This window comes from Mucilaginibacter rubeus (assembly GCF_003286415.2).
Taxonomy (GTDB): Bacteria; Bacteroidota; Bacteroidia; order Sphingobacteriales; family Sphingobacteriaceae; genus Mucilaginibacter; species Mucilaginibacter rubeus_A.
The window spans coordinates 6767903-6782236 of sequence record NZ_CP043450.1; the positions used below are offsets into that span (position 1 = coordinate 6767903).

At 42.1% G+C, this 14334-nt stretch carries 8 protein-coding genes and 2 tRNA genes; 5 read left to right on the forward strand and 5 right to left on the reverse strand.

What is annotated here, in order from left to right:
• Positions 1–96: 96 nt before the first annotated feature.
• The 4 genes from DEO27_RS27555 to DEO27_RS27570 all read left to right on the forward strand — a co-directional run bounded on the left by DEO27_RS27555 (position 97) and on the right by DEO27_RS27570 (position 7092).
• Positions 97–3633 (forward strand): SusC/RagA family TonB-linked outer membrane protein, encoded by a 3537-nt coding sequence (locus tag DEO27_RS27555; protein WP_112571298.1) that lies wholly within the window; start codon positions 97–99, stop codon positions 3631–3633.
• A 34-nt stretch (positions 3634–3667) separates the two neighbouring features.
• Complete coding sequence (locus DEO27_RS27560; protein ID WP_112571296.1) at positions 3668–5461, forward strand: RagB/SusD family nutrient uptake outer membrane protein; 1794 nt, start codon at positions 3668–3670, stop codon at positions 5459–5461.
• Between the two features lie 18 nt (positions 5462–5479).
• Positions 5480–6319: an endonuclease/exonuclease/phosphatase family protein gene (locus tag DEO27_RS27565; protein ID WP_112571294.1), complete on the forward strand. Its 840-nt coding sequence runs from the start codon at positions 5480–5482 to the stop codon at positions 6317–6319.
• Between the two features lie 119 nt (positions 6320–6438).
• Positions 6439–7092 (forward strand): NAD(P)-dependent oxidoreductase, encoded by a 654-nt coding sequence (locus DEO27_RS27570; protein WP_112571292.1) that lies wholly within the window; start codon positions 6439–6441, stop codon positions 7090–7092.
• A 170-nt stretch (positions 7093–7262) separates the two neighbouring features.
• Here DEO27_RS27570 and DEO27_RS27575 read toward each other — a convergent pair whose 3' ends face one another.
• The 5 genes from DEO27_RS27575 to DEO27_RS27595 form a co-directional block, all read right to left on the reverse strand.
• Positions 7263–8453 carry a glycoside hydrolase family 27 protein gene (locus DEO27_RS27575; RefSeq protein ID WP_223818072.1) on the reverse strand — a complete coding sequence of 397 codons (1191 nt, stop codon included), beginning with the start codon at positions 8451–8453 and terminating at the stop codon, positions 7263–7265.
• Positions 8454–8886: 433 nt separating this feature from the next.
• A tRNA-Val gene (locus DEO27_RS27580) sits at positions 8887–8961 on the reverse strand.
• Positions 8962–9104: 143 nt separating this feature from the next.
• Positions 9105–9179 (reverse strand) — tRNA-Val (locus DEO27_RS27585).
• 99 nt (positions 9180–9278) lie between these two features.
• A complete protein-coding gene (locus DEO27_RS27590; RefSeq protein WP_112571290.1) occupies positions 9279–9596 on the reverse strand; it encodes a hypothetical protein in 318 nt (105 codons plus the stop codon).
• Between the two features lie 1352 nt (positions 9597–10948).
• Positions 10949–11971 carry an LLM class flavin-dependent oxidoreductase gene (locus DEO27_RS27595; protein WP_112571287.1) on the reverse strand — a complete coding sequence of 341 codons (1023 nt, stop codon included), beginning with the start codon at positions 11969–11971 and terminating at the stop codon, positions 10949–10951.
• Between the two features lie 244 nt (positions 11972–12215).
• On the opposite strand from DEO27_RS27595, the gene DEO27_RS27600 reads away from it, so the two are divergent.
• A complete protein-coding gene (locus tag DEO27_RS27600; protein WP_112571285.1) occupies positions 12216–13244 on the forward strand; it encodes a sulfite exporter TauE/SafE family protein in 1029 nt (342 codons plus the stop codon).
• The last annotated feature ends 1090 nt before the right edge of the window (positions 13245–14334 follow it).

Here is a 14334-nt window from a genome sequence, read left to right on the forward strand (position 1 = left end):
AGCAGAACCGGCCATTGATTGCAAAGCTAATAGATTGAGCCCTATTTGCTTATGCCCTTAGTTTCTCCGTTAAAAATCCACTAAGAACTCAAAAGTATGAAAAAAAACTTACGTTGCTTAACTAAAGCCATGCGTATCACTTTTCTGATTTACACCATTATTATCGCGGGCGCAGGTGTATTGATAGCCGCCCCAAGTACAGGACAGGTTTTTGAGAAACGTGTTAGCGTTTCCCTCGCAAAAGAAACCTTATTAAGTTCTGTTAAAAAAATTGAAATTGCCGGTAATGTTGAATTTGCATACGATCCCAAGCTACTTGCTTTGGCCGATGTGCAGGTTAAAAACCAGTCTTTTAATAACGAGCGTTTAGCTGATATATTAAAAAGTCTTTTTGAAAATACCGATATCGCTTTTAAAGAAGAAATATCAGGTACCGTTACCCTTTTTAAAAAAGAACCACCAAAGCCTGCCTTAGGTAAAATCACCGGGAAAATTATTGATGAAAAAGGCGTGCCATTAACCGGCGCAACCGTTATGCTGCAGGAAGCCAGCAGAGGTGTACAGGCCGACATCAACGGCGATTTTTCCATAAGTGCCGATGACGGAAATTATACCCTGGTGGTAAGTTTCATTTCGTTCGAAACGAAAAGAATTCCCGGAGTTAAAATAAAATCGGGCGAGGTTACACAGCTTAAACCTATAACATTGGTGGCCCAATCAGGCACATTGAATGAGGTGTTGGTTGTTGGCTACGGTACACAGCGGAAGCAGAACCTTACCGGTGCTGTTGACCAGGTTACCTCAAAGGTGCTTGAAAATCGTTCATTGCCCAATTTAACCCAGGGCTTACAGGGGGTTATCCCCAACCTTAACCTGGTGCCGCTTGATGGTAAGCCTATCCAATCGCCAACGTACAACGTAAGGGGTACTACCTCTATCGGTCAGGGAGGAAACGCGCTGGTTTTGGTTGATGGTGTTGAGGGCGATCCGAGCAGGATCAACCCTAATGATGTGGCTTCGATATCGGTATTGAAAGACGCGGCTTCGGCCTCTATATATGGCGCAAGGGCTGCTTTTGGTGTTATCCTCATCACTACTAAAAATCCATCTACAGACAAAACATCTGTTTCTTATTCATTTAACCACTCCATTAAAAGCCCTACTACCGTGCCTAAGTTTGTTACGGATGGCTACACCTTTGCTAAAATGTTTAATGATGCCTGGAGTGCATGGAATGATTATTCGCAAACACCACAGAATATCAATAAAACAGTTAAGTTTTCTCCGGCTTACCTGGAAGAACTCAGAAAGCATTCGCTTGATCCGTCGTTGCCTTCAACAATAGTTAACAGCGCCGGCGAATATGAATATTATGGCAATACCGATTGGTATAAGCTTTTGTACAAGGATCATAACGAAGCCCGTGAACATAACATCGCTATCTCAGGTAACAGTGACAAAGCCGACTTCCTGATCACCGGTCGTTACTATTCACAGGATGGTTTGTTTCGCTATAATTCTGATGATTACAGGATGTATAACCTAAGGGCTAAAGGATCATTACAAGTATATCCATGGTTAACCCTTTATAATAACGCAGATTACTCCAATATGAAATACCATAACCCGTTAAACGTAGGTGAAGGTGGTAGTATCTGGAGAAATATTCAGGATGAGGGCCATACCATGGTGCCTTTATTTAATCCTGACGGTACGCTTACTTATTCTGCCGCTTACTCGGTAGGTGATTATTTTTATGGTAAAAACGGCATCGACTTTGATAACAGGGTGTTTAGAAATACCACTGGTTTCACAGCCCGTTTTTTTGACAATACATTCCGTGTTAAAGGCGATTTCACGTTTCAGAATACCGACAACGGCCAAACCCGTAAACGCGTACCTGTTGCTTATAGCCGTAAACCGGGCGTAATTGAATACGTAGGTACTGCCTATAATGACCTTGAAAATTATAGCCAAAGTACCCAATACATCGCCACCAACACTTATGGCGAGTTTGAGCCTAAATTGAAAGGCGGCCATTATTTCAAAGCATTGGCTGGTTTTAACTTCGAGCAATCAACAAAAAAATCGCTGGACGTTACGCGTAACGGTTTAATTTTTGACGATGCAACGGATATTAACCTGGCATTGGGCCAGTCAATCAGCACTGCAGGCGGCTGGGACCAGTGGGATATTGTAGGTGGCTTTTATCGTTTAAACTATTCATTTAAAGACAGGTACCTTGTTGAAGTAGATGGCCGTTATGACGGTTCGTCAAAATTCCCTGCCGATCAGCGTTATGCTTTCTTCCCTTCAGTTTCCGGAGGTTGGAAAATCTCCAATGAACCATTCTGGAAGGTATCGAAAGATTTGATCACCAATTTAAAAGTAAGGGCTTCTTACGGTTCGTTGGGTAATGGTAGCATTGGTTCATACGCGTTCCAGGAAAAATTCAGTATTTCTAAATCGGGCAGGATCCTGAATGGTGTATTACCTCAAAAAACCAATCAGCCGGGTGTATTGCCAGATGGTTTAACATGGGAAACCTCAAACGTCCAAAACCTTGGTTTGGATCTGGGTATGCTGCAAAACCGTTTGAATATTTCTGCCGATGGTTATATCCGCAGAACTACCAACATGTTTACCGTAGGTATGACCTTGCCGGCTGTTTTTGGTACCGATGTGCCTAAAGGAAACTATGCCGACCTGAAAACAAAAGGCTGGGAAGTAACCGTAACCTGGCGCGACAAGTTTAATGCAGGAGCAAAACCGTTTAACTATGGCCTGAGGTTAACCCTGGCCGACTATACAGCCAAAATCACCAAATACAATAACCCGGATAAGCGTTTGAATGATTACTACGCAGGTCAAACCGTAGGTGAGATCTGGGGATTTGAAACAGCAGGCTATTTCACATCTGCACAGGACATTGCCAACTCGCCAAAACAAACCCTTATTAAAGCATCAACTACCGGGCAGCTTTTACCGGGCGATATCAAGTTTAAAGATTTGAACGGCGATGGCGTAATTGACTACGGCGATCAAACTGTAAATAAACCTGGTGATAAACGCATTATAGGCAATAGTACACCAAGGTATACTTATGGCATTGGTGTTGATGCCGACTGGAACAACTTCTTCTTCTCGGCATTTTTCCAGGGCGTTGCCAAACGCGACTGGTATCCGGGCTCTGAAGCAAGTGTTTTCTGGGGACAATACAACAGGCCTTATAATAAAGTGCCGCAATCGCAATTGGGTAAAATCTGGTCAGAAGATAATCCTAATGCATACTTCCCAAGGTACCGTGGCTATTCGGCACAAAATGGCTCGGGCGAGTTAACCCAGGCGCAAACCAAATACCTGCAAAACGCGGCTTACCTGCGCATGAAAAACATACAGATAGGTTATAACCTGCCATTGCGTTTGATCCAGAAGATTAAGCTGAACAACTTCCGTGTATTCCTTTCGGGCGAGAACCTGTTAACATGGTCGCCGCTTTATAAAATTACCAAAGATATCGACCCTGAAAGCATCAACGGATCTGACAGGGTACTTACCGATGGTAACAGTGGTAACGGAAATAACTACCCGATACTTAAGAGCGTAACCCTGGGTTTCACCGCAACATTTTAATCAATAGCAGACGACAATTTTAAAGACATTCCATATGTTTCACATAAAAGCAACACACATTAAGTTAGCCATAGCAATGCTTTTTGCAAGCTTGATTATAGTTAGCTGTAAAAAATTAGACCAGGTACCAAAAGATACCGCCACCAACAGCGCTGTTTTTGGAAGTATAAACGGCCTGCAACTATATGCCAACTCATTTTACGATATCCTGCCAACCGCGGGCGATGCTGTACGCGGCGACGCGATGGCCGATTACGCCGCCAGGACATCGGTTCCGGATTTTTTAAGGCCGGGAGCCTTTGGCCCAAGACAAAGTAGTGGTTGGAGCTGGAGCGGCTTGCGTAACATTAATTATTTTATCGAAAACTGTACAAACCCGTCTATCTCGCTTGATCAGCGTCAGCATTTTATTGGTTTGGCGCGCTTTTTCAGGGCCTGGTTCTATTTTGATAAACTGAAACGTTTTGGCGATGTGCCATGGATTGGCAAAACCATGAAGGTTGATGATCCGGCCTTGTATAACGGCAGGGACAAAAGAACGCTTGTTGTCGACTCGATACTTGCCGACCTTGACTATGCAGGCTTGCATATTAACACTACCGACAATACAAGGAGCCTTATTACCAAGTACACTGCTTACGCGTTTAAATCAAGGGTTTGCTTGTTTGAAGGCACCTTCAGAAAATACCACGATGAGTATGGTTTACAGGCATCGGTTGATGGCTTGCTGAATCAGGGTGTTACTGCCGCGCAAAAAGTAATGAACGAAGGTGGTTTTAGTCTGAACACCGCAGGCGGTACCGATAAAGCATACAGGCAATTGTTCACCAGCCAGGCTCCGGTAGCATCGGAGGTGATCCTTGCCGCAATTTCTGATCCTGCACTGGGTATCTTCAACGATTCAAACTGGTATTGGACCAGCGCCACTTACGGCGATAGGTTAAGCTTTATCCGTACGTTTGTAAATACCTATCTTAATATAGATGGCACACCGTTTACCGATAAGCCCGGCTATAAAACTATGCCATTTGCACAGGAGGTAAAAGGCCGCGACATGCGTTTGCAGCAAACTATCCGTATGGGTAATTACACCCGTTTAAATGGTGCAACGCAACAGGCCGCCCCTCCGGTATTTTCATATACCTATACCGGTTATCAGCCTATTAAATTAACGCAGGACGATGCCTCGATGGATGGCGGATCGCGCAATACCAACTCAATTCCACTTATGCGTTATGCCGAGGTATTGTTAAATTATGCTGAAGCAAAAGCCGAGCTGGGTACATTTACCGATGCCGACTGGAACCTTACCATTGGCGCTTTACGCCGCAGGGCGGGCATAACCGGTAATACAGCTACCAAACCGGTTATTGCTGATAAATACCTGCAAGCAAATTACTTCCCGGCTATTTCCGATCCATCTTTATTAGAGATCAGGCGTGAACGTGGTATTGAGCTTGCCTTTGAAGGTTTCAGGTTCAATGATATTGTAAGATGGAAACGCGGCGAACTGATGGACCAAACCTGGAACGGATTCTATGTGCCTGCACTGGATGTACCGCTTGATTTGAACGAAGATGGTAAGCCTGACGTATGCTTTTATACTACGCTTCCGGCGAACCAGGTTTCGGGTGTAACCTATGTTAGCGTTGCCGCTACTTTAACCGGCGGTACGGCAAATCCGCAAAGGCTTAGCAGCGATAATGAGCTTACCTGGTTAACAACCGTTCAGCGTAAATGGGACAACAAGTTTTACCTGTACCCTATCCCTGAAACCGACAGGCTTCAGAACCCTAAATTAGGTCAGAACCCAGGTTGGGAACAATAATCAAACACATAGATAATCATGAAAATAAAACAATATTTATTTGCCGTATTATTTGCGTTGGTATGTATGCAAGGCCATGCACAACATTTAATTGCAGGTACTTTCAACTTACGGTTTGATAACCCCAGGGATACCGGCAATTTATGGGTGAACCGTGCGCCGGTTGCTGCCGCGCTGATCCGTTTCCATCAGTTTGATATTTTTGGAACCCAGGAAGGGTTAAAAAATCAGTTGGATGACTTAAATAATGCCCTGCCCGAATATGAGCGTTATGGCTTAGGCAGGGATGACGGTAAGGATGCCGGCGAACATTCGGCCATCTTCTTTAAAAAGAGCCGATTTGTGTTATTAAAGAAAGGTGATTTCTGGTTGTCTGAAACACCTGATAAACCGGGTTTAGGCTGGGATGCGACTTGCTGCAACCGGATATGCTCATGGGTATACCTGCAGGATAAAGAAAGCAGGAAGAAATTCTATTTCTTTAACGCGCACTTTGATCACCAGGGAAAAATAGCCCGAGAGGAAAGTGGTAAATTGATCCTGAAAAAGATCAAAGAAATTGCCGGCAACGAAAATGCCATATTCACCGGCGATTTGAATGGCGATCATAACAGCACCTGGTACCAGCGTCTGGCCACCTCAAACTATTTGGTTGATACTTACAGCCAGGCTGCCCAGCCTTACGAGTTTAACGCCTCTTTTAACTCATTTGGAAGGGCTTTAAAATCAAACGGTGTAATCGATCATATTTTTACAACCGGTAAAGTGGATGTTAAAAGATGGGGGATTTTGAGCGACAGCTACCATGGTAAATTCCCATCAGATCATTTCCCGGTATTAGCGGAGGTGAATTTGTAGGATAATCCTGGTTTATTAAAAAGGGGCTGCCGGAGGCAGCCCCTTTTTTGTGGGGTAAAGTTTACAATTCTATCGATATTTACCTATGCTGTAACAATCACCCATAAAATTATAGTTTCATGGCAATCCTCCTTATCCTGGGCGGTACCGGTCGTACCGGTGCACATTTGTTGCGTTTGGCGCTTGCAGAAGGTCACATCGTACATGCTTTGGTACGTGACTGCAGTAAAGTAAAATCAAGCTCGTCGGCTTTGTATCTGTTTGAGGGTTTACCTACCAATGCGGAGCGGTTAAAGGAGGCGGCTTTTGGTTGTGAGGCTATTATCAGTACGTTGAATATATCCCGCACATCGGACTGGCCATGGGCAAAACTCCGCACGCCGGTGGACCTGCTTTCGGAAACGATTAAGCACATAATCTCTTTCGGGGAAGAAGCGCCACGCCGGATCATCGTTACGTCGGCCTGGGGAGTTAACGAGTCGCGGCAGGAAATACCCGGATGGTTTCGCTGGTTGATTGATCGCAGTAATATAGGCCCAGCTTACACAGATCATGGTCTGCAGGAAAATTTGCTGGCAGATAGCAGATTGGAATGGACTGCGGTTCGCCCGGTTGGGTTGGTTAATCTCAATCGGAATAAACCGGTGAAAGTTAGTTTAAGTGGAAAGCCGAAACCTCGGTTAACCATTAGCCGCGAGGCGGTCGCCCGTTTTTTGCTGTATCAGGTGACTGATACGCGTTATATAAAGGCCTGTCCCGTTATTTATCAGTAATCTTCATGTTAAGGATTCGGCGATTTTGAGTATCATCGCCTTAAAATGTTCTGATTTTAAGAATAGGGGCTTTTAATAGATCGTTTTACACCTCTAACCATTTCCTCTTGAATTTACACTTGATAGCGGAACTTGACTTATGGATTTCGATTCTTAGGACGTAACAACGGTTATATGTTTTGGGATACTCGCAAAACAACAACGCCGTGTTTGGGGATAGTGATTTTTTTTGATCTGCCTATCTGCCCAAGGTTTTTATGCAGCCATAAGTCCCGCAGTTTGCTTTTGGAATTGATGTTAACCTTTTCTGCCGACAAATCGAAAGCGGTTTCATGATCACCGCGGTTCATGATCGCAATGGCGCACGAGTTATCGCCATTTACTCCCAGCGGCTTTACCCAAACATCAATATTGTTTTCCTGAGATATCCTCTTCGCCTGCTTAAAGCCAGGATCTTGATTTAATGCGATTATTTCTTTGTTTGTAAGTATGTCGATGGTTTGTTTAGACATGGTGCGAAGGTCGTTTCCGGCCAGCAATGGCGAATTAAGCATACACCACATAGAAAAATGAGTTTTATCCTCGTCATAGCTCATACCCCGGCCTACCTGCAGCATGTCCATATCATTGTAATGGCCGGATGAAGCATATTTATCTAATCCTGTGTCAATATCTATGATCGCGAGGATAGACGAAAACTTCGCGCTGATGTCTCCGGATATTCTCCATGAATCCGCTTTGTTGATGGCCCATTCTCCGGGAAACTTCCAGCGGCAAACGTTGAAAACAATATTGCTGTCAATAGCTTTTGTTGCCGAAATAATTTTCATGTATTCTGTTTGCTCATCAAGCTTCAAGACTTCCCCTCCACACCAGTCCACTTTAAGAAAGTTAAAGCCCCACTCTTTAAAAAACAGGTTACAATCTTGTTCAATGTGTCCGTATATTCCCGATCCTACGCCTTTCTCATCCTTATCCCATATCGAACCGCAGGTGTTTTTTCCCGCATCGGTATAAATACCTGCTTTAAGTTTTTTAGAGTGAATGTAATCAACAAGTGCTTTCATTCCTGATGGGAATTTACCGGTGTCTACAAATAATTTCCCATTCGCGTCGCGGCCTCCAAAGTAACCGTCATCAATATTAATAAAGCGGTATCCCGCATCATACAAACCGCTTGTTATCATTGCATCAGCTTGTTGCCTTAGCATTTGCTCATCAATATTAACGCGAAAATTGTTCCAGCTGCTCCAACCCATTATTGGCGCTTTTGTTACTTGCGCTGTTGATTTGAGCATAATAAAAATAGCAAGGAAAGATATCAGGAATGTAATTCTTGAGGCTTGATGTGTGAAATTCATAAGCATAAATATAAGCGGAAAGTGATCGTTGACAAGTGTATTAAGCTTGCCACTATGATTGGGGGGCAAACGTTTGCGTTTTTTTAATCAAAAAAATTTAGGAGAGGCGCCGTATATCATGCATAAAAAGGCATTAAAAGCCTCTTGTTATAAGCAAACGTTTGCGCGGTGTATTTGAATATTGAGCTGCCGAAACTAAAATATGGGTAAGAAATATTAGCCAGTAGTTAGAGCCTGTTTAAAAACGATTCAAGATTTTTTCAGGTAGAGACGCATAATAGCGTTTCCTGTAGGATAAGCAGCTTTGCATGTCATCTTGCTATAGTAAAATGCATGCGGGGGACGCAATTATGCGTCCCTACAACTAAATCAAACTTAAACAGTTTCTTAGGTTAAAACAAAAAAGCCTAACATTTCTGTTAGGCTTTTTCTGTGGGAACTACTGGGTTCGAACCAGTGACCCTCTGCTTGTAAGGCAGATGCTCTGAACCAGCTGAGCTAAGCTCCCTTTGTTTTTGATGTTACCATTAGCTGGTAAAACCGAGTGGCGAAGATAATTCACTTTGCCAAATAATGCAAGAACTTTTATAAAGTATTTGCAGGTGATAGTAGTATAAAAAAGCCCAACATTGCTGTTAGGCTTTCTTTCTGTGGGAGCTACTGGGTTCGAACCAGTGACCCTCTGCTTGTAAGGCAGATGCTCTGAACCAGCTGAGCTAAGCTCCCTTCCTTTTGGGACTGCAAATATAGGAGGTTGTGTTTATTTGTCCAAATAAAATTTTAAATAAAAATAGTATGCTGATTTACAGATATTAAGGTTGTTATTTACTTAACATCGCGATATTGGGCACGCGGCCGCGGGTCTTCAGGCAGGATCTCCATCTTCGGGAAATCGATATAATTGGCATACCACTGTATGGCGCCTACTAAATCAAGCGCGTCTTCGGCTTCAACGTTAACAGTTTCAAAGGCATAAAGCTTATGATCGGCATAGCCATAAAGCTGTATCTCGTTATCATCCGGACTAAATCGTTCCTCATCAAGGCAGTAAACTTTTACCTTGAGCCGTGTATCCCTGGAGTGGATCACATCCCTGCAGGGGTTTAGAGGATCGGTTGCCAGTAAATATACATTATAGTCCATAGTTGGGTTAACAAAGTTTAGAGGGGTTGGTTTCTGTATAAGTGTTTAAAGTGTGAAATTGTTTGAAAAATATGTGTATTTCCCAGGGTGGGGAAATTGCGCCCATGTTTGAGTAAAATTTCTACATTTTAACGAATAGGCAATATTAAAAAGCTGTTTTTTAAGTTGATATGCCCCAATTTATCAATTGGCATTTCGTTTGAATAAATATTAATACCCTTCTCAAAGGGTTGTTTTTCATAGGTAGATGTAGGGTCGAAATACTGCGAGAGTGTTTCGACCTTTTTTATTTACCGCTTTTGAAAATATGATTTTACTGTTGTGTATTAGGTAAGATCTTAATTCTTTTTTTTCGCCGACATGAAACCGCAAAAGGGGCTTAATGCCGATATTACAGATTTAGATTGTTCCTTAAATTGATCGGGGTGAAAGATTTTAACCTTTGGGAAAATAATGCCACTAATCCCGGAATGTATTTGCACACTTTTTATAGTTTATCGTGTCAAAATGCCTTTTTGGGGCTATTAGAGGCGTGTTTGTTATTTGGCATTGGGTTTGGATAGGTATTAATACCCTTCTCAAAGGGTTGTTTTCATAGGTAGATGTAGGGCCGAAATACTGCGAGAGTGTTTCGGCCTTTTTTATTTACCAGTTTTTAAAAATCGCTTTTGCAGTATTGTTTAAGCTGTTAATCTTTGGCAGCACGTGGACAGTGAGAATGGTTATCTAAAAGTGACATAATAGGTTTGGAGTGTCTGTGAATTGATCAAGCCAGGAATTTTAACTTTTGGGAAAATAACGCCACTATCCACGGAATGTATTTACACACTTTATATGCTATGTAATTTAAGAAGTGCTTTTTGGGGCTTTTGAGTGCATGTTTTCCATTTGGCACTGGGTTTGAATAAGTATTAATACCCTTCTCATAGGGTTGTTTTCATAGGTAGATGTAGGGCCGGAATACTGCGAGAGTGTTCCGGCCTTTTTTATTGCCCCTACATGTATTGCCTGATAATTAAATAAAAATCTGCCAAAATTAACCATTGGGAAATTAATTCCCGGTTAAGGGTGTCATTTCTACACATTGAGGATGGTTGGTGTTTTAAAAAGCTGCCAATTAGGCAATTGAAGGCATTTTTTAAGATTGGCACCTCGTTTGAATATAGCTTATTACCCTTCTCAAAGGGTTGTTTTTCATAGGTAGATGTAGGGCCGGAATAACTGCGAGAGTTGTCCGGCCTTTTTTATTTAATGGAAATTTTAAGATTGATTTTATTCCGTTGCTTTTTAATTAAGCAATCGAAGTGGTTTATTGATCAATGCTTTTTGCCCGTTGGGGTGATATTGATAAATCAACGCCATTCCAGTCCGGGTGCCACGTGTTTTAAAATAGAAGATAGCACGTGCACATTATAATCAACCCCTAACGTGTTAGGTATTGTCAATAGTAAGGTATCTGCTTCCTGGATAGCTTCATCCTGGGCTAATTCTTTGATCAGCTGATCTGGTTCAGCAGCGTAGCTTTTTCCAAAAATCGCACGTTTGTTGGCTTCTATGTAACCGATCTTATCGGAACTGTTGGTTTGCTGGCCGAATAACTGCTTATCCTGATCGTTTACCAGGGCAAAAATGGAACGACTCACCGAAGCCCTCGCCTCCCTTTCGTGGCCTGCTTTTTTCCAGGCTTCTTTATAAAGCCTGATCTGTTCTGCCTGCTGAATATGAAAGGGTTTGCCGCTTTCATCATTTTTTAAGGTAGAACTTTGCAGGTACATGCCGTTTTCGGCGGCCCAGATAGCTGTTGCATTAGAGCCTGCTCCCCACCAAATGCGTTCGCGCAACCCTTCAGAATAAGGTTCTAAGCGCAACAAGCCTGGAGGGTTCGGAAACATCGGGTATGGATTAGGCTCAGCAAATCCGTCACCGTTCAATTTATCCAGAAACTCTAAGGCCTTGGTACGTCCCATATCCGCATCGGTTTCTCCTTCGGCCGGTTCATAGCCGAAATAGCGCCAGCCATCGATCACCTGTTCCGGCGAACCCCTGCTGATGCCTAATTGTAATCGTCCACCCGAAATTAAATCGGCGGCGCCGGCATCCTCCGCCATGTACAAGGGATTTTCATATCGCATATCAATTACGCCCGTCCCAATTTCTATTTTACTGGTTTTAGCACCAATAGCCGAAAGTAGTGGAAAGGGCGATGCTAATTGGCGCGCGAAATGATGCACCCGGAAATATGCCCCATCAATGCCAATTTCCTCAGCTGCAACAGCCAGATCAATGGATTGAAGCAATGTGTCACCTGCCGTACGGGTATTATAAGCAGGATGATCAGACCAATGTCCAAATGATAAAAATCCGATTTTCTTCATGTAGTCTCCTTAATCATAAAATGACAGATCGTATTTGAAATTCCGTTTTAGCTAAAACGAATGCTTCGGGCTGATTTTGATCAGCCTGTAAAAGCAAATACAAGTCAATCAAAAATAAAATTAAACGGGATATAATTCAGTCAGGAGGAATTCAAAAAAAATCTGTGGGTGTAGTTGATGAACGAAATATCACTTTGCGTTCATCAAATTCATTTTTCAGCATCCTTTCCCTTATTTTAGCGTTATGTCTCTGACAATCTCTCTATTATTTATAATTGCCTTGCTGGCTTTTATACTAAGCGCGGTTTGTGGCGGCGGAGCAAGCATGATCCTGATCCCTGTTCTTGGTTTGGTAGTTCCGAATGCGCAGATACCTGTCGCGTTATCGCTCGGTACTGCTTCCAGTTCCTTATCAAGGGTAGCCGTTATGTGGAAATCAATACGTTGGGATTTGGTCAAATGGTTTATTCCTCCAGCTATTCCTACAGTTTGGCTTGGCGCGTGGTTACTTACCTATGTAAACCCTGTATTTCTGCAATTATTGCTGGGTTTATTTTTATTATGGAACCTCTCTTCGCTTTTCAAAAAACAACCTGTACTTAAAGTTCGGGAGCATCAAAGCAATGTCGCAGTATTGTTAATAGGTTTGGCTACCGGCTTTGTTTCGGGCTTAACGGGTGCAGTTGGGCTTATCTTTAATCGTTTTTATCTTACTTATGGCCTTTCCAAACAGGAGATTGTGGCAACCCGGGCTGCCAATGAAGTTATCCTTCATCTGATTAAGCTGGGTTTATATGCTTCTTTTGGCTTGTTGACTAACAATTCGGTTATCTATGGGGTAATAATAGCGATTGCAGCAGTTATTTCGTCTTTCGCGGTTAAATATGTACTGCCTCTAATCAGTGACCGACTGTTTCAAAAAATCGGATATGCAGCTATGGTGATCTCGGGATGTTTTATGACTTATGGCGCAGTTAGAGATATTGCTTCGGGTAATTTGCGCATCAGCATCGTTACTATATCCGGAGGCTTGGAAACCAGTGTTCAATGGAAAGAGAGTGATTTTAAACTCGAATTAGAATATGACGAAGGTTTTGAGGTAGAACATGCCATAACACTGAATGAACTTCCGCCTGTTTTCCGGCCAAAAGTTACAGCCCTTATTGAGGGGGCCGACAAATATCTCATTGAAGAAGTTAATGGTTTCCGGAAACATTATTATGAGGTTTATACCTGGCGTCAGGGCAAGCTTAGTAAATATGATGTTAAGTGACATGCTTTTATTCTCGTCAATCTATCGGATTTGAGGAAAAGAATTGTGGGTTTCAAATCTTCAATAAGGGTGAATTTGCTTTTATTTAGATCTGCTGCATTTTCTCACTGATAAGTCCAAGCTTCATCTTAAAAAGATCAATATCAGTAAAACAGTAGATTGATGCCCTTTTTTGATTTGGGATTGTTTTAAATGGTGCAATGATTACCCCGGCGGAATTAGGGGCTATCGTATAAGTGTTAGCAAGATGTCTGAAGTATATGGGAACAAAAAGGCCCTTAATCATTGATTAAAGGCCTTTTGATGTTTTGTTAAAATATTTAGCGGAATGGACGGGTCATGAACATCGTTCATAACTGCCTATATTTCAAATAATTATATTTTCAAAAAATCAACTACTTTACGAATCACGCAATGGATAAATGATTCTAAATCGTTGGTTAAATATAGTAAATATTAGGATATAAACGAAAGGTTTAATAGCCTTCTAAATAATTATAAGAAGGGCTTGATGTTGTCGAATTTTTGATTTGCATTTTACTACGGATAGTGTAGTGTTATGCAAACTTAGTATTAAGATTGAATTTGCAATAGGTTATCGTTTATTTGCGAACAGCTACGGTTTTCGTAGTGGTTCGCAAATAAATAGCAGTTTTGCAATTATAAAACATATAAAAATGGGTTATTAAGCGATAGGGAGTATGGAAAGTTACGGCGATAAAGACTTCCATTAACAATGTCCTGGCTAACAGTTAATTGTGTGTCTTGGCCGTTATATAATAAATTAACAACCTTTTAAACCCACCGTCCCATATATTGAAACGCCTATGTCAACAAGGCGCTTTGAAATAAAACCAAATTAGCTGAATTGAGGAGCTGACATACCTGCTACGCAATATTGGCCTACAGATTTTAACACCTTTAAGGCTAATAAATTTTGTTAGATCTAAATTTGACTTCGATAAGTTATATTTGTGTTGTGAAAAACAGAGTGTTTAGCTTCTTTCTACTCCTGGCTGGTATTATTTACCTGTCATCTGTATTAGAATTTGACCATGAAGAAAGCAAAGCCAATTTTAAACAGGAACAA

What these genes read in the sequence shown, in the direction of transcription:
- DEO27_RS27570 (WP_112571292.1), top strand. Translation starts at nt 6,439, where the DNA reads ATGGCAATCCTCCTTATCCTGGGCGGTACCGGTCGTACCGGTGCACAT.
- DEO27_RS27555 (WP_112571298.1), top strand. Translation starts at nt 97, where the DNA reads ATGAAAAAAAACTTACGTTGCTTAACTAAAGCCATGCGTATCACTTTT.
- DEO27_RS27590 (WP_112571290.1), bottom strand. Translation starts at nt 9,596, where the DNA reads ATGGACTATAATGTATATTTACTGGCAACCGATCCTCTAAACCCCTGC.
- DEO27_RS27595 (WP_112571287.1), bottom strand. Translation starts at nt 11,971, where the DNA reads ATGAAGAAAATCGGATTTTTATCATTTGGACATTGGTCTGATCATCCT.
- DEO27_RS27575 (WP_223818072.1), bottom strand. Translation starts at nt 8,453, where the DNA reads ATGAATTTCACACATCAAGCCTCAAGAATTACATTCCTGATATCTTTC.
- DEO27_RS27565 (WP_112571294.1), top strand. Translation starts at nt 5,480, where the DNA reads ATGAAAATAAAACAATATTTATTTGCCGTATTATTTGCGTTGGTATGT.
- DEO27_RS27600 (WP_112571285.1), top strand. Translation starts at nt 12,216, where the DNA reads ATGTCTCTGACAATCTCTCTATTATTTATAATTGCCTTGCTGGCTTTT.
- DEO27_RS27560 (WP_112571296.1), top strand. Translation starts at nt 3,668, where the DNA reads ATGTTTCACATAAAAGCAACACACATTAAGTTAGCCATAGCAATGCTT.